20 protein-coding genes and 1 pseudogene are annotated in these 20,893 nt (G+C 70.6%); 9 read left to right on the top strand and 12 right to left on the bottom strand.

Features of this window, described 5'->3' with window-relative positions; translation table 11 throughout:
- Window positions 1–71 precede the first annotated feature (71 nt).
- Together AC0682_RS27555 and AC0682_RS27550 are read right to left on the bottom strand one after the other, a co-directional pair.
- Window positions 72–899, bottom strand: a complete 828-nt coding sequence (locus AC0682_RS27555; RefSeq protein WP_478535791.1) for an ABC transporter permease — start codon at window positions 897–899, stop codon at window positions 72–74.
- Window positions 892–1,866 (bottom strand): ATP-binding cassette domain-containing protein, encoded by a 975-nt coding sequence (locus tag AC0682_RS27550; RefSeq protein WP_478535790.1) that lies wholly within the window; start codon window positions 1,864–1,866, stop codon window positions 892–894. The genes AC0682_RS27555 and AC0682_RS27550 overlap by 8 nt, the downstream gene beginning before the upstream one ends.
- 114 nt (window positions 1,867–1,980) lie before the next feature.
- Here AC0682_RS27550 and AC0682_RS27545 point away from each other — a divergent pair, with 114 nt between their 5' ends.
- A complete protein-coding gene (locus tag AC0682_RS27545; RefSeq protein WP_478535788.1) occupies window positions 1,981–2,754 on the top strand; it encodes a TetR/AcrR family transcriptional regulator C-terminal domain-containing protein in 774 nt (257 codons plus the stop codon).
- A gap of 60 nt (window positions 2,755–2,814) precedes the next feature.
- On the top strand, window positions 2,815–3,552 hold the full coding sequence (locus AC0682_RS27540) for a TetR family transcriptional regulator (protein WP_478535847.1): 738 nt from the start codon (window positions 2,815–2,817) through the stop codon (window positions 3,550–3,552).
- Window positions 3,553–3,604: 52 nt separating this feature from the next.
- Here the strand turns inward: AC0682_RS27540 and AC0682_RS27535 are convergent, their stop codons facing one another.
- The 3 genes from AC0682_RS27535 to AC0682_RS27525 all read right to left on the bottom strand — a co-directional run bounded on the left by AC0682_RS27535 (window position 3,605) and on the right by AC0682_RS27525 (window position 6,163).
- The gene (locus AC0682_RS27535; RefSeq protein ID WP_478535786.1) at window positions 3,605–4,297 is read right to left on the bottom strand and encodes an HAD-IA family hydrolase; all 693 of its coding nucleotides are present in this window, start codon (window positions 4,295–4,297) and stop codon (window positions 3,605–3,607) included.
- A gap of 100 nt (window positions 4,298–4,397) precedes the next feature.
- Complete coding sequence (locus AC0682_RS27530) at window positions 4,398–5,531, bottom strand: winged helix DNA-binding domain-containing protein (protein WP_478535784.1); 1,134 nt, start codon at window positions 5,529–5,531, stop codon at window positions 4,398–4,400.
- Between the two features lie 53 nt (window positions 5,532–5,584).
- Complete coding sequence (locus AC0682_RS27525; protein ID WP_478535783.1) at window positions 5,585–6,163, bottom strand: DinB family protein; 579 nt, start codon at window positions 6,161–6,163, stop codon at window positions 5,585–5,587.
- Window positions 6,164–6,300: 137 nt separating this feature from the next.
- On the opposite strand from AC0682_RS27525, the gene AC0682_RS27520 reads away from it, so the two are divergent.
- Window positions 6,301–7,341 (top strand): helix-turn-helix transcriptional regulator, encoded by a 1,041-nt coding sequence (locus AC0682_RS27520; RefSeq protein WP_478535781.1) that lies wholly within the window; start codon window positions 6,301–6,303, stop codon window positions 7,339–7,341.
- A 212-nt stretch (window positions 7,342–7,553) separates the two neighbouring features.
- On the opposite strand, the gene AC0682_RS27515 is transcribed toward AC0682_RS27520, so the two are convergent.
- On the bottom strand, window positions 7,554–8,468 hold the full coding sequence (locus AC0682_RS27515; protein WP_478535779.1) for an NAD(P)-dependent oxidoreductase: 915 nt from the start codon (window positions 8,466–8,468) through the stop codon (window positions 7,554–7,556).
- Window positions 8,469–8,519: 51 nt separating this feature from the next.
- On the opposite strand from AC0682_RS27515, the gene AC0682_RS27510 reads away from it, so the two are divergent.
- The 5 genes and pseudogenes from AC0682_RS27510 (at window position 8,520) to AC0682_RS27490 (ending at window position 13,603) form a co-directional block, all read left to right on the top strand.
- Window positions 8,520–8,870, top strand: a complete 351-nt coding sequence (locus tag AC0682_RS27510; protein ID WP_478535778.1) for a winged helix-turn-helix transcriptional regulator — start codon at window positions 8,520–8,522, stop codon at window positions 8,868–8,870.
- 453 nt (window positions 8,871–9,323) lie between these two features.
- On the top strand, window positions 9,324–11,117 hold the full coding sequence (locus tag AC0682_RS27505) for an acyl-CoA dehydrogenase family protein (protein WP_478535777.1): 1,794 nt from the start codon (window positions 9,324–9,326) through the stop codon (window positions 11,115–11,117).
- A gap of 205 nt (window positions 11,118–11,322) precedes the next feature.
- Window positions 11,323–11,781: a hypothetical protein gene (locus AC0682_RS27500; RefSeq protein ID WP_478535775.1), complete on the top strand. Its 459-nt coding sequence runs from the start codon at window positions 11,323–11,325 to the stop codon at window positions 11,779–11,781.
- Between the two features lie 59 nt (window positions 11,782–11,840).
- Window positions 11,841–12,287, top strand: a pseudogene (locus tag AC0682_RS27495) (PP2C family protein-serine/threonine phosphatase); the annotation flags it as partial.
- Between the two features lie 581 nt (window positions 12,288–12,868).
- Complete coding sequence (locus AC0682_RS27490) at window positions 12,869–13,603, top strand: hypothetical protein (protein WP_478535773.1); 735 nt, start codon at window positions 12,869–12,871, stop codon at window positions 13,601–13,603.
- A gap of 444 nt (window positions 13,604–14,047) precedes the next feature.
- On the opposite strand, the gene AC0682_RS27485 is transcribed toward AC0682_RS27490, so the two are convergent.
- Window positions 14,048–14,539: a hypothetical protein gene (locus AC0682_RS27485; protein WP_478535772.1), complete on the bottom strand. Its 492-nt coding sequence runs from the start codon at window positions 14,537–14,539 to the stop codon at window positions 14,048–14,050.
- A gap of 285 nt (window positions 14,540–14,824) precedes the next feature.
- On the opposite strand from AC0682_RS27485, the gene AC0682_RS27480 reads away from it, so the two are divergent.
- A protein-coding gene (locus AC0682_RS27480; RefSeq protein WP_478535771.1) for an IS5 family transposase occupies window positions 14,825–15,669 on the top strand; the annotation gives its coding sequence in 2 pieces (ribosomal slippage) (window positions 14,825–15,185 and window positions 15,185–15,669; 846 coding nt in all).
- On the opposite strand, the gene AC0682_RS27475 is transcribed toward AC0682_RS27480, so the two are convergent.
- From AC0682_RS27475 to AC0682_RS27455, 5 genes are all read right to left on the bottom strand, one after another.
- Window positions 15,651–16,103 (bottom strand): DUF5959 family protein, encoded by a 453-nt coding sequence (locus AC0682_RS27475; RefSeq protein ID WP_478535769.1) that lies wholly within the window; start codon window positions 16,101–16,103, stop codon window positions 15,651–15,653. The genes AC0682_RS27480 and AC0682_RS27475 overlap by 19 nt on opposite strands.
- 132 nt (window positions 16,104–16,235) lie before the next feature.
- On the bottom strand, window positions 16,236–17,195 hold the full coding sequence (locus AC0682_RS27470; protein ID WP_478535768.1) for an AAA family ATPase: 960 nt from the start codon (window positions 17,193–17,195) through the stop codon (window positions 16,236–16,238).
- Window positions 17,192–19,231, bottom strand: coding sequence for a transposase (locus tag AC0682_RS27465; RefSeq protein WP_478535766.1), 2,040 nt, complete (start codon window positions 19,229–19,231; stop codon window positions 17,192–17,194). The genes AC0682_RS27470 and AC0682_RS27465 overlap by 4 nt, the downstream gene beginning before the upstream one ends.
- Window positions 19,228–19,980, bottom strand: coding sequence for a TnsA-like heteromeric transposase endonuclease subunit (locus tag AC0682_RS27460; protein ID WP_478535765.1), 753 nt, complete (start codon window positions 19,978–19,980; stop codon window positions 19,228–19,230). The genes AC0682_RS27465 and AC0682_RS27460 overlap by 4 nt, the downstream gene beginning before the upstream one ends.
- A 141-nt stretch (window positions 19,981–20,121) precedes the next feature.
- Complete coding sequence (locus AC0682_RS27455; protein WP_478535763.1) at window positions 20,122–20,787, bottom strand: hypothetical protein; 666 nt, start codon at window positions 20,785–20,787, stop codon at window positions 20,122–20,124.
- Window positions 20,788–20,893: the final 106 nt, after the last annotated feature.

The raw sequence follows: 20,893 nt of genomic DNA, 5'->3' as shown, positions 1-20,893 counted from the left end.
TCGAGCCGCGTGCGTACGGTGGCGTGAGCCGTGCCCCAACGGTGGACCGAGCCCCGCGCCCACGGCGGCGGTCACCGCGTCCGTACCCGGAAGAGCACCCCCGAGGCGGCGAGTGCCGCCGCCAGCATCCCTCCGGCCCAAGCCAGCGCGATCCAGGGCGCGTTGCCCACCTCCTGGCCCAGCAGGAGCCCGCGCAGGGACTCGATGGCCGGGGTGATCGGCTGGTGCCCTGCGAAGCCGTGGAGCCAGCTCGGCATCGACTCGACCGGGACGAACGCGCTGCTGGGGTAGGGCAGGAACGACATGAAGAAGGTGAACCCGCTCGCCGCCTCCGGGGAGCGGGCCAGCAGCCCGATCGCCGCCGAGATCCAGGACAGCGCCACGATGTAGGCGACCAGGACGGTGGCGGCGAGCAGCCAGCCGCTCCAGGAGGCCGCCGGGCGGAAGCCGATCAGCAGGGCGACGGCGAAGACGACGGCGGTGGCGCAGAGGTTGCGGACGGTGCTCGCCGCCACATGCCCGGCGAGGATCGGTGTGCCGCCCACGTCCACGGAGCGGAAGCGGTCGATGATGCCGCCCTTCATGTCCTCGCTGACGGCGGTGGCGGTGGTCGCGGCCCCGAACCCGGCGCACAGGAGCATGACGCCCGGGACGACGTACATGACGTACGAGTCGTAGCGGGCCGATGTCCCGATCGCACCCCCGAAGAAGTAGACGAAGATCAGCATCAGCATGATCGGCAGGGCCAGCGACATGATCAGCGCGTCGGTGTTGCGGCGGCTGATGCGTACGCTGCGGGCGGCCAGGACGGCCGCGTGGGTGAGGGGCCCGGGCGTACTCCCCGGGGGGACCGGGGCCCCTGGCGCGCGCGCCGGGCGGATGGCAGCCGTGTCAGACATGGGCGGGTACCTCCGAGGTGAGGGCCAGGAAGACGTCGTCGAGGGTCGCGCTGTGCACGGTGAAGCGGTCGATCTCGGTGCCCGCCGGGTCGACCTCGTCGAGCAGGGCGCGGACGTGGGCGGCGCTGCCGTCCGTGGGGAGCCCGAGGGTGAGCGTCTCGGGGGAGTGGTGGACCGCGCGCCCGGCGAGGCGGAGGTAGGCCTCGCGGCTGGTGACGACCAGGTCGAGGCGGTGTCCCGCGATGGTGCGCTTGAGGTCGGCCGCCGTACCCTCGGCGGCGATGCGGCCCCGGTCGAGCAGGGCGATCCGGTCGGCGAGGCGGTCGGCCTCCTCCAGATACTGCGTCGTGAGCAGGACGCTCGCCCCGCGCCCGGCCGACTCCCGGACGACCTGCCACAGTTCCTGGCGGCTGCGCGGGTCGAGCCCGGTCGTCGGCTCGTCCAGGAAGAAGACCCCGGGCTCCGGTGAGCCGGTGAGCCCGGCGGCCAGGTCCAGGCGGCGGCGCATGCCTCCGGAGTACGTGGCGACGGGGCGCCGGGCCGCCCCGGTGAGGTGGAAGCGCTCCAGGAGTCCGGCGGCCCGGCGGCGGGCGGCGGTGCGGGAGAGGCCGGTGAGCCGGGCCATCATCCGCAGGTTCTCCTCCCCGGTCTGGGTCTCGTCGACGGCGGCGAACTGGCCGGTGAGGCTGATCGCCCGGCGCACCGCGCTCCGCTCGGCGACGACGTCGTACCCGGCGACGCGGGCGGTGCCGGAGTCGGCGGCGGTGAGCGTGGCGAGGATCCGAACGGCGGTGGTCTTGCCCGCCCCGTTCGGCCCGAGCAGGGCGAGGACGCTGCCGTGCTCGACGCGGAGGTCGAGACCGTCGAGGACGCGGACGGCGGGCTTTCCGTAGGACTTGGTGAGGCCGTACGCCTCGATGGCGTACCTGCTCTCTGCGGTCGGGTTCTGTTCGGTCGGGCTGGTCATGGCCGGGCGCCCTCCTGTTTCTGCGTATGTCATACGCGTTACTGCGTAAGCATTACGCATCTCTAGGATGGGGTCAAGGAGCGCGGGGCGCGCGGAACGTGGCAGGGGGATGCGGTGGCGGAGAAGGGCAGCACCGGCGGCGGTGACCTCCCGGCCTCCATCGAGGCCGCCTGGGGGCTGCGGGAGCGTCCGGCGAAGGGGCCGAGGCCCGGCCTGAGCCTGGAGCGGATCGTGGCGGCGGCGGTGGCCGTGGCGGCGTCCGAGGGGCTCGCCGCCGTGTCGATGGGGCGGGTCGCGCAGGAGGTCGGCGCCTCCACGATGTCGCTCTACCGGTACGTCTCCGCCAAGGACGAGCTGTACGTGCTGATGCGGGAGGCCGCTGTCGGCCCGCCGGCCCCGCTGCCCGCCCTGGAGTCCGGGGCCGGGTGGCGCGCGGCGCTCACGGAGTGGGCGTTCGGGCAGCGCGGACGGTTTCTGGCCAACCTCTGGGTCCTCCGCATCCCGATCGGCGGTCCGCCCGCCACGCCGAACTCGCTCGCCTGGTGGGAGCAGGGGCTCCAGGCGCTGGAGGGCAGCGGGCTGAGCGAGGGCGACAAGATCTCGGTGATCCTGCTGATCTCCAACTTCGTGCGCAGCGAGGCGCTGCTGATGAGCGACCTCTCCGCCGCCGTCGCCGCGCGGGGGGTCTCCCCGGAGGAGGTGGTCGCGGGCCACGAGCGCACCCTGCGCCGCCTGGTCGACCCGGCCCGCCACCCCGCGATCCACCGACTGCTGGCCTCCGGTGTGATGAGCGAACCGGACGAGGGCGAGCACGAGTTCACCTTCGGCCTGACCACCCTGCTGGACGGGGTCGAGGCACTGATCCGGAGGACGGCCGGGGAGGGCTGACCGGGTCGCGCTGTCGTGCTCGCGACATCAAGTCCGGCCGAGGTCAAGGGCGTACGCTTCATGGTCATGAGCGCAGAGACGGCCGGCGGCGGAAACGGAAACGGAAGCGCCGCCGGGGCGGTGGGAGAAGGGGCGCGGCGGCGGGTCCGGGGGCAAGGCCGAGTGCAGGGGGAGCCGACGGCCCCGCCACGGATCAGTCTGCGGGAGCGGAAGAAGCAGCTCACCTACCGGGCGGTCTCCGATGCCGCGATCGCGATGTTCCTGGAGCGGGGCTTCGACAAGGTCTCCGTGGCGGAGGTGGCGGCGGCGGCGGACATCTCCAAGCCGACGCTGTTCCGGTACTTCCCCGCCAAGGAGGACCTGGCGCTGCACCGGTTCGCCGACCACGAGGACGAGGCGGCCCGGGTGGTCGACGGCCGGGGTCCCGACGAGAGCCCGCTGGTCGCGCTGCACCGCCACTTCCTGGCCGGACTGGACCGCCGCGACCCGGTGACCGGACTCTGTGACGCCCCCCAGGTACTGGCGTTCCACCGCCTGTTGTACGGCACCCCGGCGCTGGTGGCCCGCCTCCACGCCTACCAGGGCCGCTCCGAGGCCGCCCTCGCCCGTGCCCTCGGTGACGGGGTGGCCGCGCGGCTGGCGGCCGGGCAGATCATCGCCGTCCTGCGCATCCTGGCCGAGGAGAACTGGCGCCGGATCGACGCCGGGGAGAGCGCGGACGCGGTGTACGCGGGCGCGGTGCGGGCGGCCGACGAGGCGTTCGTCCAGCTGCGGAGGGGTCTGGAGCCGGAGGGGTGATGTCGGGGGGCGGGGCTGCTGTCCTCGCTCCGATGAGGCGGGTCGTGCCCGGTCAGAGCCCGGCGACGGCCGGGCGGCGGGCTCCCGCCCCGTACGCGTACGGGCCCAGCGCCCGCCGCAGGTCGGCCGGTTCCCGGTACAGCGCACCCGCCATGCCGAGGGCGGTGGCCGCGTCGATGTTCTCCTGCCGGTCGTCCACGAACAGACACCGCTCCACCGGCACGCCGACCCGCTCGGCGGCGACGCGGTAGATGGCCGGGTCCGGCTTGGCCACCCGCTCCACCGCGCTGCTCACCACGGCGTCGGCCAGATCCGTCAACCCCAACAGGGCCAGGTCGTCGTCCAGTTGAAGAGTCGCGTTGGTGACCAGCACCAGCGGTACGTGAGTACGCGCCCGCCGCAGCAGCGCGACCACCTCCGCATCGGCCCGGAAGGGCGCCGAGGCGAGCGCCCGCCCGAGACCGCGGGCCCGCTCGGTGTCCCCGCCCACCCGCCCGGCGATCCCCTCGGCGATGGCCTCCACCCAGGCGTCCGGGGTGATCCGGCCGAGGAGGAGCGGGAGGTCGATCGCGGGGGCGTAGGCGACCTCCGTGGTCGTACCCACCGGCAGCCCGGCCTCCCGCTCCAACGCGGCGAGCGGACCGGTGTCGTAGAAGCGGATCACGTTGTCGAGGTCGCAGAGCACGGCACCGGGCGCCGACGCCTGCCCGGGCTCGCAGCGGCCGGACTCCTGGTGGTCGGGCATGGGGACGACGACTCCCTCCAGGGGCGTACGGACAGAGGCCGGGGGCCGGACCACGGAGCGTACAGGGGCCGGGGTCCGCACCCCCGGCCCCGGTCCCCGGTCACGGTGCAGCCGCGACCCGTACCCGCGCACTCTCACCGTCCGAGAGAAAGGCGGCCAACCGCGCCCCCTCCTCCGCGACTTCGCCCCGCTCGCCCCGGGAGAACGCCCGCAACGGCGTGACGGCCACCGTGGCTCCGGCGCCTTCGGCCTCCTTGCCGCTCCCCGTCCCCGCCGTCTCCACCTCCCAGGTCGCGGCGACCCGGCCGTCGACCAGGACGACCCGGGCCCCCGCTACCGACAGCCCCCGGTCGGCGTCGTCGATGATCCGGGTGCGGTCGTCGTAGCCGAGGACCGCGTTGTCGAAGGCGGGCAGGAACCGTACAGGCGCGGGGGTCTCGGGGTCCGGGCGCGGCGCGTCGGGCAGGTCCAGCAGCTCCCGGCCGCGCTCGTCGCGGAAGGTGACCAGCTCCCCGCGCAGGGCGGCGACCGCTCCCGGCAGCCCGGCGAGACCGGACCAGGCACGTACGTCGGCGGTGGCCGCGGGCCCGTACGCGGCGAGATAGCGCCGTACCAGCACCTGCCCCACCGGGTCCGAACCGTCCTTTGCGGGCAGCGGGTCGACCTCGCGCCCCAGCCAGGACGAGACCAGCGCGTTGCGCACCCCCGCCTTCGTCCGCCATACCCCGCGCGGCGGCAGCTGCACCATCGGCAGGAGGCCGGCGACCAGCATCTCGCCGAGCGGCCGGGTGCCCGGCTCGGGCCACCGGTCGGCGACCGCGCGGGCGAGCTGGGCCATCGAGCGGGGTTCGCCGTCGGCCAGCACGTCCCGCCCGGCCGCCGCGAGTTCGTCGAGGTCGACCCCGGCGAGCTCGCGCCGGTAGGCTCCGAGCGCGCGCTGCCGCAGCATGGCGTTGTGGCGGGCCCGCCAGGCGAGGACGTCGTCGGCGGTGACGAGGTGGACGGTCCGGCGCATGAGGTGGGTGCGTACGACCTGCCGTCCCATCAGCAGGTCGGACAGTGAGCCGGGTTGGAAGTCACGCAGCCGGGACCAGAGCCCGGTGAACGGCTCCTGAGGCTCCTGCGCCTGCAACCCGCACAGGTGCGATACCCCTTCCAGGGGCGGCAGTTCGGCGCGCTCCAGCAGCAACTGCCGCGCCAGGGTGGCGCGGTTGAGGGCTCGCACGCTGAGCACCGGGGCGTCCGTACGACTCCGGCTCCCGCTACGGCTGCCGCTCCCGCCGCGGCTCACGTGGAGGTCTGCCCGTCGATGGTCTCGCGCAGGATGTCCGCGTGCCCGGCGTGCTGGGTCGTCTCGGCGATGACGTGGATCAGGACGCGGCGGGCGCTGCGTACGGCTCCGGGCTCGTTCCAGGGCGCGTCGGGCAGGGGGTGCGCCATGGAGAGGTCGGGGAGGGCGGCGACGATCTTCTCGGTGCGGGCGGCGACCTCCTCGTACCGCGCGAGAATCCCGGCCAGGGTCTCGCCGGGCAGCACCTGGAAGTCGTTCTGCCGGTCGATGGCCCACTGCGGATAGGTGTGGGCGGTGCCGGCGGCGAAGTCCTCCCAGGTCACGCCCTCGGGCAGGTCGAAGGCCATGGCGGAGGGGCCCTCGGTCACGAAGCGCAGCCAGCTCTCCTCGGTGGAGGTGACGTGTTTGACCAGCCCGCCGAGGCAGAGCGAGCTGACGGTCGGCCGCTCGGCGATCTGCTCGTCGCTGAGCCCGCGCACGGTACGGATCAGGGCGCCCCGGGCCTCGGCCAGCTCGGCGAGGAGGTCGGCGCGCTCGCCGTCGAGGGGGGAGGGGGCGGTCTCGGGGGAGGTCATGGTCATCGGGCCTTTCGCTGGGTCCACGGTGCGTGCACGTACCTCGGACGCGTCTTCCGACACGTTCTTCGGCACGGATCCACCATCCCAAGAGAAGAGGACAGGTTATGTCCGCTACTTCGGGCACCATGGATGCCATGCCGAAAACCTCCGCACGGCTGCTGTCGCTGCTCTCCCTCCTCCAGGCACGTCGGGACTGGCCGGGCGCGCTGCTGGCCGAACGGCTGGACGTCAGCCCGCGTACCGTACGCCGCGATGTGGACCGGCTGCGGGAGCTGGGCTACCCGGTGGCGGCTGCCAAGGGCCCGGACGGCGGATACCGCCTGGACGCGGGCACGGAGCTGCCTCCGCTCCTCTTCGACGACGAGCAGGCCGTGGCCCTGGCGGTCGCGCTCCAGGTCGCGACCACATCGGGCGCGGGCATCGAGGAGGCGGCGGCCCGCGCGCTGAACACGGTCCGCCAGGTCCTGCCCGCCCGGCTCCGCCATCGCGTCGACACCCTCCGGTTCACGGCGGTCGACCGCCCGGCGACCCGCTCGGACCCTCAGGTGGACAGCGGGGTACTGATGGCGGTCGGCGCCGCCGTCCACGCCCGCGAGGTCCTGCGCTTCGACTACAGCCCGGTGTCGGAGGAGAGGCCCGGCCAGGCCCCCGCGGGCCCGCCCCCACCCCGCCGGGTGGAGCCCCACCACCTCGTCACCTGGGGCCGGCGCTGGTATCTGGTCGCCTGGGACCTGGACCGCGCCGACTGGCGCACCTTCCGCGCCGACCGCATCACCCCGCGCATCCCCACAGGCCCTCGCTTCACCCCGCGTGAGCTGCCCGGCGGAAGCGTGGCGGACTTCGTCACCGCGCGATTCCGGGGCATCGACACCACCGGCGCCACCGAGGGAGCCCCCGGCGGCTGGCCCTGCCGGGGGGAGGTGATCATCGGCCTCCCCGCCGCCGAGGTGCTCCGGTACGCCGGGGACGGCGTCGTCGAGGAACTGGGCCCCGACCGCTGCCGCCTGGTGCTGGGTTCCTGGTCGTGGCTCGGGCTGGCCGCTGCCGTCGGGAGGTTCGACGCCGACATCCAGGTGGTCGGCCCTCCCGAACTCGCGTCGGCCTTCGCGCAGTTGGCGGCCCGCTACGCGGCGGCGGCGGAGCCGGGCACATCCGGGGGCCCGGACCTCCGGTGATCAGCCGACGGCGTCCCCGAGCAGCCCCCCGCCCCCGGCGTCCGGCGGCCTTCCCGGCGGTCTCCGTCCCGGTGGAGGCCACCTCGGGCGGGCCCGCTCGGGGCAGCGCCGGACCTCGTCCCGTACGGCTGTGCGGACCGCCCGTCAGCCGTACGGAGGCCTGAGCCGCCACCCCGCACGCCAACACCGCGACTCCGCGAGGGACTCGAAAGTCAGGCCCGCCGCCCCAGCAGCTCGGCGACCCGATGGAACCCCTCCGCACCGTGACCGAGCCCGATGGCCTGGCGGGCGAGACCCTCGGCCGCGCGCATGAGGCCGGCGTCGATGCCGTGGCCTTCGGAGGTCTCGATGACATGGGCCATGGTCGACGCGGCGGAGGTGACCGGGCTGCCCTCGTCGGGGAACGTCCCCGCGTCCACCTCCGCCGCGACCTCGGTGAAGGCCTCCGGGAGGATGGCCCCGATCCCCGAGGCGAAGGGTGCCAGCTCTCCGGCGGTGATCCCCTCGGCCCGCGCCACGGCCAGGGCGTGGTTGAAGCCGGCCATGGCGGTCCAGAAGATGTCGAGCAGAGCGATGTCGTAAGCCGCCGCGCGGCAGATCCGCTCACTGAGATGGGTGTGCGTGCCGCCCAACGCATCGAGTACGGAACGGTGTTCGGCGTACAGCTCGCCGGGGCCGCTGTAGAGGAAGACGGCGTCCGGGGTCCCGATGGTCCCGGTCGGCGTCATGATCGCCCCGTCCAGATACCGGATACCGTGCTCGGCCGCCCACGCGGCGGTCCGGCGGGCCCGTTCCGGGGTGTCGGCGGTCAGGTTGACCAGTGTCCGCCCCTTGAGCGCCCCGGCAACGGCGTCGGGCCGCAGGATCGCGTCCGCGGCCTCGTAGTTCACCACGCAGACGACGGTCAGCTCGCTCGCGGCCACGGCCTCCTCGGCCGATGACGCACTGATCGCGCCCCGCTCGACGAGTTCGCGGTCCCGCCCCGGCGTCCGGTTCCACACGGTGGTCCGCACTCCGGCCCCGAGGAACGCGCCCGCGAGGGCCCGCCCCATCGGCCCCAGCCCGATGACGGTGACGGTGGCGGTGGACTGTGTGCGGTGTCCGTGGTGTTCCATGGACAGAGACATGGCTCAACTCCCTTTAATCAATCGGCATGTGATCGGCGAATCGGAGCGAAGATGACGCGTGGACGTGCCCTGGACCCGAACGTCTGCGGGGTGACCGCGGCGATCGCCGTGATCGACGGCAAGTGGAAGACGGGCCTGATCTGGCTCCTGGCCTCCGGGCCGTGCCGCCCGGGTGAACTGCGCCGCCAACTGACGGGGCTCAGCGAGAAGGTGCTGACTCAGGCGCTCCGCGAGATGGAGGCCGACGGCCTGGTGCACCGCGAGGTGCACGATGTCCTGCCGCTGAAGACGACGTACTCCCTGACCGCGCACGGCCAGGAACTCTCCGCCCTCCTGGACGCCCTCTCCGACTGGGGCCACCGTCGCGTGGAGAGACTCGCCGCCTCCCGACCGGCCTCCTGACACCCCACGTTGGCCCCTCCTCCTCCGCTCCACCGGCCCTCACCAGCATCGGCCCACTGCGGGCCGTTGCCCAGTACCCACAAAAAGGTGGGTACCGGGGCGGTGCTCGGCAGGGCATGGGGCGGGTCCCGCGGCGCCCGTCGGCCGGCCGGTTCCAGCAGTGCCCGGGAGCCGTCGTCGAACGGTTGCGGACGCGGACCGGCGCGACGGTCGCGCCGTTGTCACTCCCGGCGCAGAGGCCTGGTGCTGACGACCGACCGCATCCATCAGGACAGCCGCGGCTCCGCCTCGGCCGGCCGGCCATGTCAGGCGGCCTCATCGGGGACAGCGGGCCCGGTCTCCGACACCACGGCTTCATGCACGCCGAGCGGGTGACTACCGCGCTTTCGCCCATCGCAATCGTGTTGATCATCACTTCGGCAGACGTGATCGATCACGCTAGCTTTCTCGGGTGTGACTGCCTATCAGATTCCGGATACCGCTCCCGGTTCCCCCGCACCCGTTTCGGCCGCCCTCACCGATGTCCTCTTCGCCGGTCGGCTGGGTACGACTCACGAACGGTGGAGGCGCATCTTCAGCTCCGCCCCGTTCCGTTTCCAGGAGGGGCTGACCCATGGCGAGCGCATAGCACTGAGCTACGACCGGCTCCGGCGGGTCAACGAGGCTGCCGGGGCTCCCCAGGCCCTTGCGAACGATCCGGTCGAACTCACCGCCATCCACGAGTGGGCCGGTGTGGTGGACCCGGGCATGGCCACCATCGTCTCCATCCACTACAACCTCTTCCTCGGCAGCCTGGCCGACCACGAACCGGCCGGACGCGACCTGAGCGAGTACATCCGTGCGGACCGCGTCGGAACGTTTCTCTGCACCGAGGTGGCCCATGGCAACGATGCCGTGCACATGGAGACCACGGCGACGTACGAGCGGGCGGCGCGCGAGTTCGTGCTGCACACCCCGCACGCCGGGGCGCAGAAGTTCATGCCCAACACCAGCCCGGCCGGAGGGGCGAAGGGAGCCGTCGTCGCGGCCCGGCTGATCGTGGACGGCACCGACCACGGCGTCTTCCTGTTCCTGGCGCCGCTCAGCGACAGCGACGGCAGCCCGCTGCCGGGTGTGGAGGTGAGGCCGCTCCCCCAGACGGCCAGCAGCCCCGTCGACCACTGCGCCACCGCGTTCCACCACGTCCGCCTCCCCTTCAGCGCTCTCCTCCAGGGCGACCACGGCCGCCTCACCCCGGACGGCGAGTTCACCAGCGCGCTGGGCAGCCCCCGTCGGCGCTTCCTCCAGTCCATCGGACGGGTCACGATGGGCAAGCTCTGCATGACCGCCCACAGCCTCGGCGTCATGCGGCACGCCCTCGACGTGGCCATGCGCTACGCCCACACCCGGGTCACCTCCGGTATGACGAACGGGCAACGCGTGCCGCTGATCGCCCACCGCGGCCACCACGCGCCCCTGCTCGACGCCGTGGCGACGACCTACGCCGCCACGCTGCTCCAGCGGTCGGTGGTGCGGCAGTGGGGCCGGGCGACCGGCGAGGAACGCGAGGCCTACGAGCGGCTGACGGCGATCAGCAAGGCGTGGATCACCTGGCGGGCCCGAGCGGTCATGACCGAGTGCCGCGAGCGGTGCGGCGCCCAGGGCCTGATCCAGGCCAACGGCATCGCGCTCCAACTCGCCTCCATCGAGGGCACGATCACGGCCGAGGGCGACAACAAGGTCATCATGGAGAAGGCCGGGGGTGAGATGCTGCTCGGCGGTGTCGACCTCAAGCCGGAGAGCGAGATCGCACCGGAGGACCGGGAGCTGACCGACCCCCAGTTCCTCCAGGACCTGCTGGCCGACATCGAGCGCATCTCCCACGGCCGCGCGAAGGCCCGGCTCCGGCAGCGCGCCGCGTCTCCGCTGGCCCGCTGGAACGCGACGGTGACGCCCGCCGTGGCGCTGGCCGACGCCCACGTCCACCGGCTCGCCGCCGAGTGCCTGCTGACCGCCGCGGGCCAGGTCCCCTCCGGGGCACCGGCGGACCTGCTGCGCGGGCTGCATGCCCTGTTCGCCCTTCGTCGGGTGGCCGCGCAGAGCGGGGACCTGCTGGCACGCGGACGACTGACGGCAGGCCAGGTCGAGCACCTTCCCGACGCCATCGACGCGGTTCTCGGCTTCCTGGAGCCGCACGCCCTGACCCTCACCCGCGCCTTCGCCATACCCGAGGCACTGCTGGAGACTCACCCGATGCTCAGCGCCTGACCAGGACTACGGGGGAGAACCAGGCTCCCCGGCCGCCGGACAGTGGCGGCGGCCGGAGAGGAGGCCGGAGGTGCCGGGCCCGGGTGTGTCGCGCACCTGAACCGGTCGTCGGCACTCAGGGCGTGTTCGTAGGGTTGTGCTCAGGCGGTGAAGCGGCGCTCCCGAGCCCGGGACAGGGCCGCGCGCCGCGGAAAGGGGCGTGGGCATGCGGAAGCGGAAGAGGCGTACGGCCTGGTCGCTCACCTACTTCCTGCTGGGCGGTGCGTGCCTGCTGGTCGCCGTGGTCATGGCCGCGGGCGTGGTGACGATGTGGGCCCGCGAGGGCGTGGAACATCTGGGATATCTGATTCCCGTCCTGATCCTCGGTGTGCCGGGTGCGGTGCTGACGTTCCGTGCGCCGGTGTTCGGCGTCTCCTACGGGCCGGCAGGGGTGAAGTACTCCGGGCTGCTCGGAGCGCGCTCCTACGTGTGGGCGGACATCCGTGAGGTGCGGGTGGCCGTCCTGGAGGGCACGGTCTACCCGTCCGACGTCCCGGAACTGGTGCTGGCCTCGGGCGGGACGGACCAGCTGCACATGTTGGCGGGCCACAGCTCGGGCGAGACCAACAGGCGGGTCAAGCGGCTGGTGGCCGAGCTGGAGGCGGCGCGCACGGCCGCGTCCTGACCCCCTGACCCCATCGGCGGCGCGCGGCACCGGAAGTCCGCCGGCACCGGTTTGAGGTTCCCCCGAGATGGGCTGGCACCACACTCACCGCGCTGCTCTGGACCAGCTCACAGCTGGCCCTCGTCCACATCGGCGACTCCCGCGTCTACCTCCTGCACGACGGAGAGCTGTTCCAGATCACTCAAGATCACACCATGGTGCAGTCGATGGTCAACGAAGGACGCATGAGCCCGGAGGAGGCCGTCTCCCACCCGCAGCGGTCACTGTTGATTCGAGCCCTGGGCCAAGGATCCGATGGCACCCCCGACATGCGTCTGCACGACGTACAGCGGGAAGACCGCTGCCTGCTCTGCTCCGACGGCCTGTCCACCGTCGTGCCGACCGAAGAAATCCGCCGGGCTCTCTCCGACGTCAGCGAGCCCGAGCAGGCGGTCCGCGAACTCGTCGCCCTCGCCAACGGCTCCGGCGGTCCTGACAGCGTCAGCTGCGTGGTCGCCGACGTCATGGAGGTCCAGCAGGAGGAGCGAGCGGCATGCACTTCGAGTTGCACCAGATCCGCTCTCACGAACTCATCCGCGAGGCGGACGAATACCGACTCGCTCAACAAGTCAGGAAGGCCAAATCGGTCCGCCGATCCATGTCGGCCGGCACATGGCGACCGACTCCCCGACGCCTGCTGGCTCGGCTCCACGGGTGACCATCACGTTGCCTACGGTTGAGCGGGCCACAGACCGCCAGCCTGCCCCAAGCAGTCGTAGGCACCGCAGGTCAGAACCTCGCCCTGCCTACAGTTACCTGAGGCAGGACAGCGGGCGCCGGAGGCGTCTTCCTCGTGTCCGCCATGCACGGTTCGCCCGATACAGGCATGTTTACGTGGGTGCTGTTGGCACCGCTGCGCGGGCCGCCTGTATGAATAGTGCGTCGTGCAAGGAGCGTGGGGGAACCGATGGGGCGCAGCCGGAGCCGTAACCAACAGCGCAAGCGCAGACGGGACCATCAGCGCAAGCGAGGTCATCTGCCGCGCAGCCGGGAGACCCACCCGCGCGGACAGATGAGGGTGCCAGCGCACTGGGTACGCGCGTCGGGAGTGCTGGCCGTCGCCTGTGCCGGGCTGTGCGCACTGTTCACCCTGGGAGTGCTGGCCACCCTGCCGGGCACGGCCGAGAGAGAGCGGGCGTACCGCACGCCGTGTGCGGCCGGCGACAGCCCGGACACCTGCACCACCCCCGTGCAAGCCACCGTCACCGCGTACGAGCACACCGCAGGCCCCCGCCCCAACATCTTCGTGGCACTCAGCGGGCCCCCGCCCGCCCACGGCCGATTCGAGCTGCGCTCCGGAACCGTCGACTGGCCCGGCATGAAAACAGGACAGGCGGTCACGGCGAACGTATGGCGTGACGAGGTCACCACCGTCACCTACCGAGGATCAACAGCCAGCGTCCACGCCGACAGTCCGGGTGGCGATACCGCACTGCGTATCAGTCTGGCCCTGGCCGGCGTCATCGGTACCGCGTGGGCCGTCCAGGCAGCCCGCCGCCACCTGCGGCGACCGACACCGGACGCGTTCGAACGGTGGCCTGGCCGTGTGCGGACCGGAAGCGCGCTGATTGCCTGGTCCATCGGCGTCGGATGGTGCTTCGACATCGGCGAAGCCAATGTGGGGTGGGTGCCGCCAGTATGGGGAGCCGGTGCACTGCTGTTCGGCATCTGGACCCAGAGAGTCACACCCGACCCGGACGAGCCCTCACGGTACGGGCAACTGGCGGCCCGGATCGCACACAAGGCAACCCGCCGACTCACGCCTCCTCAGCCTCGCGGGTGAGGATGTCCCAGCTGACCTTGAGGTCCTCCGGGGACAGCTACCGATCGACGTCGACGGGAACTCCACGCATCTGCAGCTGAGCCTTCAGGAACTCCACCTCCGACAACGTCCCCACCAGACCATCGTGGCTCAGTTCCCCGACCAGTTCACGAGCCCGCGACAACGAGGCTGCTGCGACCTCCCGAAAGACCTTCAAAGCTGGAACGAGACTGGGAACCGAACCGACCAGCCGCAGTCTGACGGACCCGTGCGCCGCGAGGAGAGCCACCCGAACATCATCAGGTGCTGGTCCCGGACCAGCGTGTTCGCACAGGTACGTCCCACAGGACCCGCAAGAGAACTCCGAATCCCACCACAGCTCATCGCGAAGGATGAACTGGTTCACCTGCCGCACCGCCAGGCTGCCGCACTCGCAAGGCGATGCGATCTTCGCTGTCTGACCAGTCACCCGGGCTCACCGACGTTCCACTCCTGAGGCAGATCCTCGCCGCAGAAGACGCATACGAAGTCCTCCTCCCGCACGATGTTGAGCTCCCGGCAGGAGTGGCATCGGCGAAAGACGACCTCGTGCGTGAATCCGGGCGGTCGATGGATCCCGATCCGATCCAGAGCCTTGGCCACGGCGGGCCATGAGCTGATGTCCGGGCAGTAGCCGGTCGACTGGTTGCTGACCTCCTCGACCACCCACCACCCGGACTCCTCGCGGAAGCTCATCTCGCCGGCGCTCAGCACCTCTCCGCCGCCGGCGCACACCACATGCTCACTGCGGCGCGGAGCCAGTCGCAGCACCCCGCCGCCATCGACGACGAACGTGAACGGCTCGGTCAACTCGTCCAGAGGCAGCGCCGAGGCCCACGCGCCGAAGTCCGCCGCCGAGCGGATGCTCCGCCCCTCACCACCCGCCCGGACGAGCTCCTTCAGCTCAGCCGGACCCACATACCGATACCTCTGCCCCCGTGTCTCCACGCACACCAACCTAGTGGCTCACACAGTCAGGGCCTGGGGATTACCACTCGGCGACTACGGGCGACTGGTGACAGAAATCCCTGCGAAGTGACAGTTATTGTCCGTTCCCAAGAGATCTGGATCGAGGAGGTGTCTCTGACCTGGGCCTTGTCAGTTCTGCTGGGACCGGTTGGAAGCCGGGCGGCCCAGTGGATCTGGACGTTGCTGAACTCCTAACGAAATGATCTTCGAGGTGGTTGGATCGCTCCGGGACTGATGATCTGGGGGTGTGGGGTGGCTCGGCCGAAGCCGTGGGAAGTCGATGACGAGTTGTGGGCGGTGATCGAGCCGCTGTTGCCCAAGGTGGAGCGCCGGACCCGGCACCCTGGGCGCAAGCGGCATCCGGACCGGCTCGTGTTCCAGGGCATCCTGTTCGTCCTGCACACCGGGATCGCCTGGGAACACCTGCCGCAGGAACTCGGCTTCGGCTCGGGCATGACCTGCTGGCGCCGGCTGGCCGAGTGGACCGAAGCCGAGGTGTGGCCGCGACTGCACGAGGCCCTCCTCGCCAAGCTTCGCAGCGCGAACGCCCTGGACTTCTCCCGGGCGGCCGTCGACGGCTCCCATATCCGCGCGTTGAAGGGGGCTCCAAGACCGGACGAAGCCCCGTCGACCGGGGCAGGACGGGCAGCAAGCACCACCTGATCACCGACGCCACCGGCATCCCGCTCGCCGCCACCTTGACCGGCGGCAACCGCAACGACGTCACCCAGCTGATCCCACTCCTCCAGGCCGTGCCGTCCGTGCGGGGCAAGCGCGGCCGGCCCCGGCGCCGCCCAGACGTAGTCCTGGCAGACCGCGGCTACGACCACGACAAGTACCGCCGTCTCGTCTGGGACCTTGGCGTGAAGCCGCTGATCGCGCGACGCGGCACCGAACACGGCTCCGGCCTGGGTAGTCAACGCTGGGTCGTGGAACGCGCCTTCGCCCACCTCCACTGGTTCCGCCGTCTGCGGATCCGCTGGGAGATACGCGACGACATCCACGAAGCATTCCTCACCCTCGGATGCGCACTCATCTGCTGGCGACGCCTGGCCGCAGTTCAGCGCCGCCACTCATAGGCACCCGGGGAAGACTCCAACACTTCGCTCGGCCACTCCTTCAGCACCTGCCCGAGCAGCTTCCGCTGCTCGTCGATCCAGCCCTCTTCAAGACTCATGGGAAGGAACACGGAGACGCACGAACTGCCCAGATCTTCTACACGGACAGCGACAGTCTCATGCTCCTCGTTGTACGGCTGGATCTTGATCTCGGGGCTGTGGTCGTCGTCCCTCCAGCAGATGTCCTGACCTGCAGCAAGCAGGTCCAGAGCACGCGACCACTCCTCCAGGTCGGAAGGGAACAGGGACATGGCCAACCGACCGCCGACGAAGCTGCTGGTCACAATGACCTCTGCGTCGAGCTGGTCGTGAAGATGCAGCACGCCCGGCGACCTACGCCCCAGCACACGCACCCGGAAGCTGTTGTCGCCATCCGAGAGGCTGATCAGTTCCACCCTGCACCCTCTGCCCTGCCCGATCACATCTGTCAGAGCTTAGGTTCTCTGAACCAGATCAACGGGCACAAGCAGGTTGTCCCCGCCTCATTCCGTTAGGAGTTCTTAGCGCGAGCTGAGACGGTCCCATTTTCAGCCGGTGCTCGGCCTCTGTGTAGACGGAGTCGATGGTGCGCCGGTGCTGGCTGAGGCTCGTCCAAGACTGCCGATCAGCCCGCCAGTGCGCTCGTGGAGGTAATCGGCCATGGCGACCAAGGTGCCGGGACGATGGGCGTGTAGTCGCAGGGAGTTCTCCATCGTCACCACCAGGGCCTGCCAGCTCTCCTTGTCCGCGCGGATTCTGTGGCCGAAGGGTCGGGAGGGGATGACCGTATAGCGGCCGGCGATCTGCTGTCCGCGAGTGCCCTGGAACAGGCTGCTGGTCTCGACGTCGAGACCAGCAAGCACGAAGGTGGCCGCGATCCGTTCCGAGAGGTACTTGAGCTGATCGGATGCCTCGGCTCCATTGCGGGTGGTCAGGTCGAGGTTGTGGATCTCGTCGACCAGGACGAGTGTGGTGCCGAGCTTGCCGAGCAGGTCACAGACGGCGTTGGTGATCTGGACCTGGCTCATGCGGTGCTCCAGCGGGATGCCAAGGAATCTGGCGAACTCGCCTGCGAGCATCTTCGGGGTAGCCGCTGGGGGGACGGTGACGAAGACGACCGGCAGTCCGCCGACGGCGTTGGGGCTGCGCCGCCGGGTGATCTGTTCGACGTTCTTGCCCAGCTGGGTGATCGCTGTGGTCTTGCCGGTGCCGGCCGAACCGGACACGATCAGGCCGCGACGGGCGGAGACTTGGTGCCGGTTGAGCACGATGCGTTTGCGACCCGTAGTGACGACGCCGCGGATCGTGGGAGTGTTCACGATGACGGATCGTGTGTGGTAGTCGACCCGCGCTTCCCTGTAGGACTCCAGCTCGCCCTCGTCCAGGACGGTGCCGGACGGGAGTGACGGCGGGGGATCAGGGTTCTCGTCGACGAACGCCCGCCAGCCTTCCTTCGTGGTCAGTGACATCTGCGGGTTGGCGATGTCCTGTGGCGGAGCCTCGCTCACAGGCGGCTCCCGTCGGTGAAGGCGTCGAAGACGCCGAAGGGAATGACGTTCGACGGCTGCCCCAGGACGGTGGTCTCGTCCTCGGCGTCTTCCGGAGCTGAAGCCTGCGGCAGAGCAGGGACGGACCGGGCGGGCTCCAGGGCGGCGCGGGTACGGGCCGCGATACGGCGGTCCGGCCCGGTTTCCGCCCGCGTCAGCAACTGGTCGACTGCTGCGGCCACGGCGGCTTGGTTGGTGTCGTCCTGGCCCCGCATCGCAAGCAGGTCCCGGGCTCGGCGCCAGGTGAAGTCCGCGAACGGTGTCGAGACCAGGTGCCGGTGTGTCCACGGAACCGTGATCCACTCTCCGGTGCGCGCGTTGCGTACCCAGACCTGAGACAGGTCGTAGGGGTCGTAGTGGACCTCCCAGAGACCGCCTTTCGCGGCCAATCCCGAAGGTTGGCGCCGTAGCGGAGCCAACTCCGGGCAGTTGTAGGTGCGACGGTCGATACGGATTCCGTAGTCGTTCACCGACCGCCAGACCGCCGGCAGCAGTTCGAGGTAGTCGAGACCGCTCAGCGGCAGCGGGACGTAGCCGGTGCGGGCCACAAGCAGCGCGTACGCGTCGTTGGGTGACATCGACCGGCCGGGTAGGAACGGACTACGAAGCCCGTCGTGCGGCCGCTGCTGCCAGCAGGCCACGATCCATTCCTGAAGAAGGTCATCGAGTTCCGCGAGCGTCCATACCGCCTCGACACCCGCGCCGCGGCGGTCCGTGTTGGAGCCGGTGTAGCCGGAAACGTGCTGGCAGAACAGGGTGTTGATGGAGGAAAACGTCCGCTCCACGATGGCCTTGTCCGTCGGAGTGGCGGGCCGCGAGGGCTGCACGGAGACGCCCAGCGACCGACAGGCGGCGATGAACGCGTCGGAGACGAACACCTTGCCGTGATCGATGCCGATGGTTTCCGGGACGATCACTGGTTTCGCGGCGGCCTGCTCCAGCCGGGCGTCGATGTCCAGCAGCCGGGCGTGCGGAATCAGCGTCGCCGACAGGGCCAGGGCCTCCGGCCAGCCTGGCCGCAGCGGCTCGGGGACCAGCATCTTCGGCAGCAGCAGCGACGCATCGACCGCCTTGGTGCCCGCTGGCCGCAGCACCGCCGCGCAGATTGTCCGGGTCGCCACGTCAACGGCGATAGTCAGTTCCGGACGACCGCTCACCCCGTCCTCCAGGATCACCAGCACATCCAGTGGAGTCGTGTCGATCTGCACCAGCTCGCCCGGTCGGCAGGCCGCGGACGGCGTGAACATTCCCTCGGGCCGACGAGCTTGGGAGCGGCGGGAAGCAGCTGAACCGAAGGCGTGCGTGCCCGCGCTCACTGCCTCGACAAGCCGGTAGAACGTCGTCTTCGACGGCATCGGCACCACCCCGGCCCCGTGCTGCTCGGCAAGCAGGGCCTCGACCCGGCGCCGCACCCGGCCTCGTGTCCCAGTCGACTCGTTCAGCTGGCAGGCCAGCACCTCCGCGACGGCTGCCACCACCCGCTCATCAGCCCGGCCCGTCGGCGAGGACAGACGGGTCTTGCGGTGATCGACCAGCCCCCAGACCCCTTGATCCCGGTAGCGGGTCCGCATCCTCTCGACCGTCCGCGCGCTCACCGTCCAGCCCAGGGCACGCAACTCGGTGGCCTTCGCGGCGATCCGCACCTCCAAGGTATGCCGGGCCGGGTCGTACTCCGGCCGCGGCCCCGCCCCGGCTCCGATACCGCTTTGCCGCCCGGACTCCAGCTCCAGTAGATGCTGTTCCCAGGCGGTGGCCTTCTCTGCCTCCAGCGGCGGAACGGTGTCCAGCAACGCGAAGGGCGCCACTACCGGTGACCCGTCCCGCTGACCAAGAAACTCGAAGCCTTCGGCGGCCAGCAGGTGAGGCAGCAGCACCAGACTCGCCCGTCCATCCTCGTCGGCCAGCCGCACCAGCGTCCCTGACAACCCGACCACGGTGTGCAGCCGCTCGTCGAGCCGGACCTGGTCGCCGACGCGCAGAGCCGCCCGTCCGCTCACCACGCCTCCACCCGCGACACCAGCGTCGTGTCCGTCAGCGGCTTCGACAGGTCCGCCCGGAGTCGCCCAGCCCAGAGCAGATGGAACACCGCTGGTAACACCGCAATCGGATCACCCAACAGCGACGCCTGCCCCACCAGCGGTGAGGGCACCGAGAACACCGCCATCAGCCGCTCGGCCATCCCCGCGGTGGTCGCATGCCGAGGGTGCCGATATCCGGCCAGCCAGCGGACATTGGCCATACGGACCGGGTCCACCATCCCGACCACCCGATAGCCCCAGCCCGCCGCCTCACACGCCAGCCGCGTCACCGCGAACTTGGCCGCCGATCGCTCGTCCACTCGGTCCAGAGGCCGGCAGTCCACCAGCAACCCCCGGCCGTCGTCGAAGCGTGCGAAGTAGTCCGGCGCGTGGGAGATTGCCCGGCCCTTGTCGTTCTGCCAGAACAGCCATAGTGGCTGCGACAGCAGCCCAGTCACCTCGGGTGTGAAGTCCAGCAGCATCGCGTGATCCCGCTCCAGCCACGACTCGAACCCCACATGCCCGCCCGTCGTGGCCGACCAGTACAGGCCCGGGAAGTTCCGCTGACCGCGGTATGAAGGGAAGCCACGTACTGGCAGTCCCGTCTCGAACTCGACCTCCTCCGCCTCACTCAGCGGTCGGCGGTGTTCACCTCTGGCATCCCGCCAACCGACCTCGAATTCGCCAACGTCCAGCGGTGCCGTATCACTCGTCCCACCCAACCCCATGGACTTAACTGTCCAGAATCAATGGGAATCCACCAGAAGTTTTGGGCTGAAACCCCTCATGTGAGTGATGCTGCGAGCCAGCTCAGTCAGAGTCTTCATGATCACTGGCGACATCGTGCTGAGATTCGGTGGTGTCGGCGATCAGCCGCCGTGAAGCCCCCACTCGTCGAGGCCGCCGTACATGTGGGCTTCAAGGCACCGAGGAGCGTCCATGCCGACGGCCTCGCCTCGGTAGAGGGCGATGAGCGAGTCCTTGCCCCGCCACCACGTGTCCGTAACGCCCTGTACTTCAGGCACCGGCTCGAAGCCGACGAGGTCCAATGACTCGACGGCCTTCCCCTTGATCCTTGTCACGGTCTTGGCCCAGCGACCGGCATGGGCGGCGAGCGCCAAGGATTCCACCCATCCGTCTGTGCTGGCATGCAGCGGTGTCCAGCGGTAGGCATCGATCCCGAATGCGCCGTCGGAGCCGATCATGAATCCGTAGGCCATGGACACCCGACAGCTTCCCGCCCGAAACGACCAGCCCTCAGCGGCCGAGCCCTCGGGGCAGTCGGCGCCCAGGATGCGCGGACCGCCCTCGTAGAACGGGGCAGGCGGCAGCGCAAGACCGCCCCAACGGTCCTGGAAGGCCGCGGCCCGGTCGAATTCCACGGCCGGAACTCCGTTCTCGATCCACCTCTCCCGGTGCTGCCCCAGGCCCTGCCGAGGAACACGAACGCCGTCCACCTCGACGAACCTTCTGGCCCGGTCGGTCAGGCCGGCAGGCGCGACCGGGATGGGCGATGCGGGAGTGGCGGCCGTCATAGTGCCGGAGTCTAGGGAGCGTATCGAGTCGTGATCAATCTGCGGGATGCGGCTTCGTGGCACAGTCTGGCCCGGTAGACCGTCATGTATGACGCGAGTGCAACTG

It is taken from the genome of Streptomyces sp. NPDC043746, from assembly GCF_056436485.1.
The sequence above is the reverse complement of the archived record's forward strand: the minus strand, read 5'-3'. Positions and strand labels throughout refer to the sequence as shown.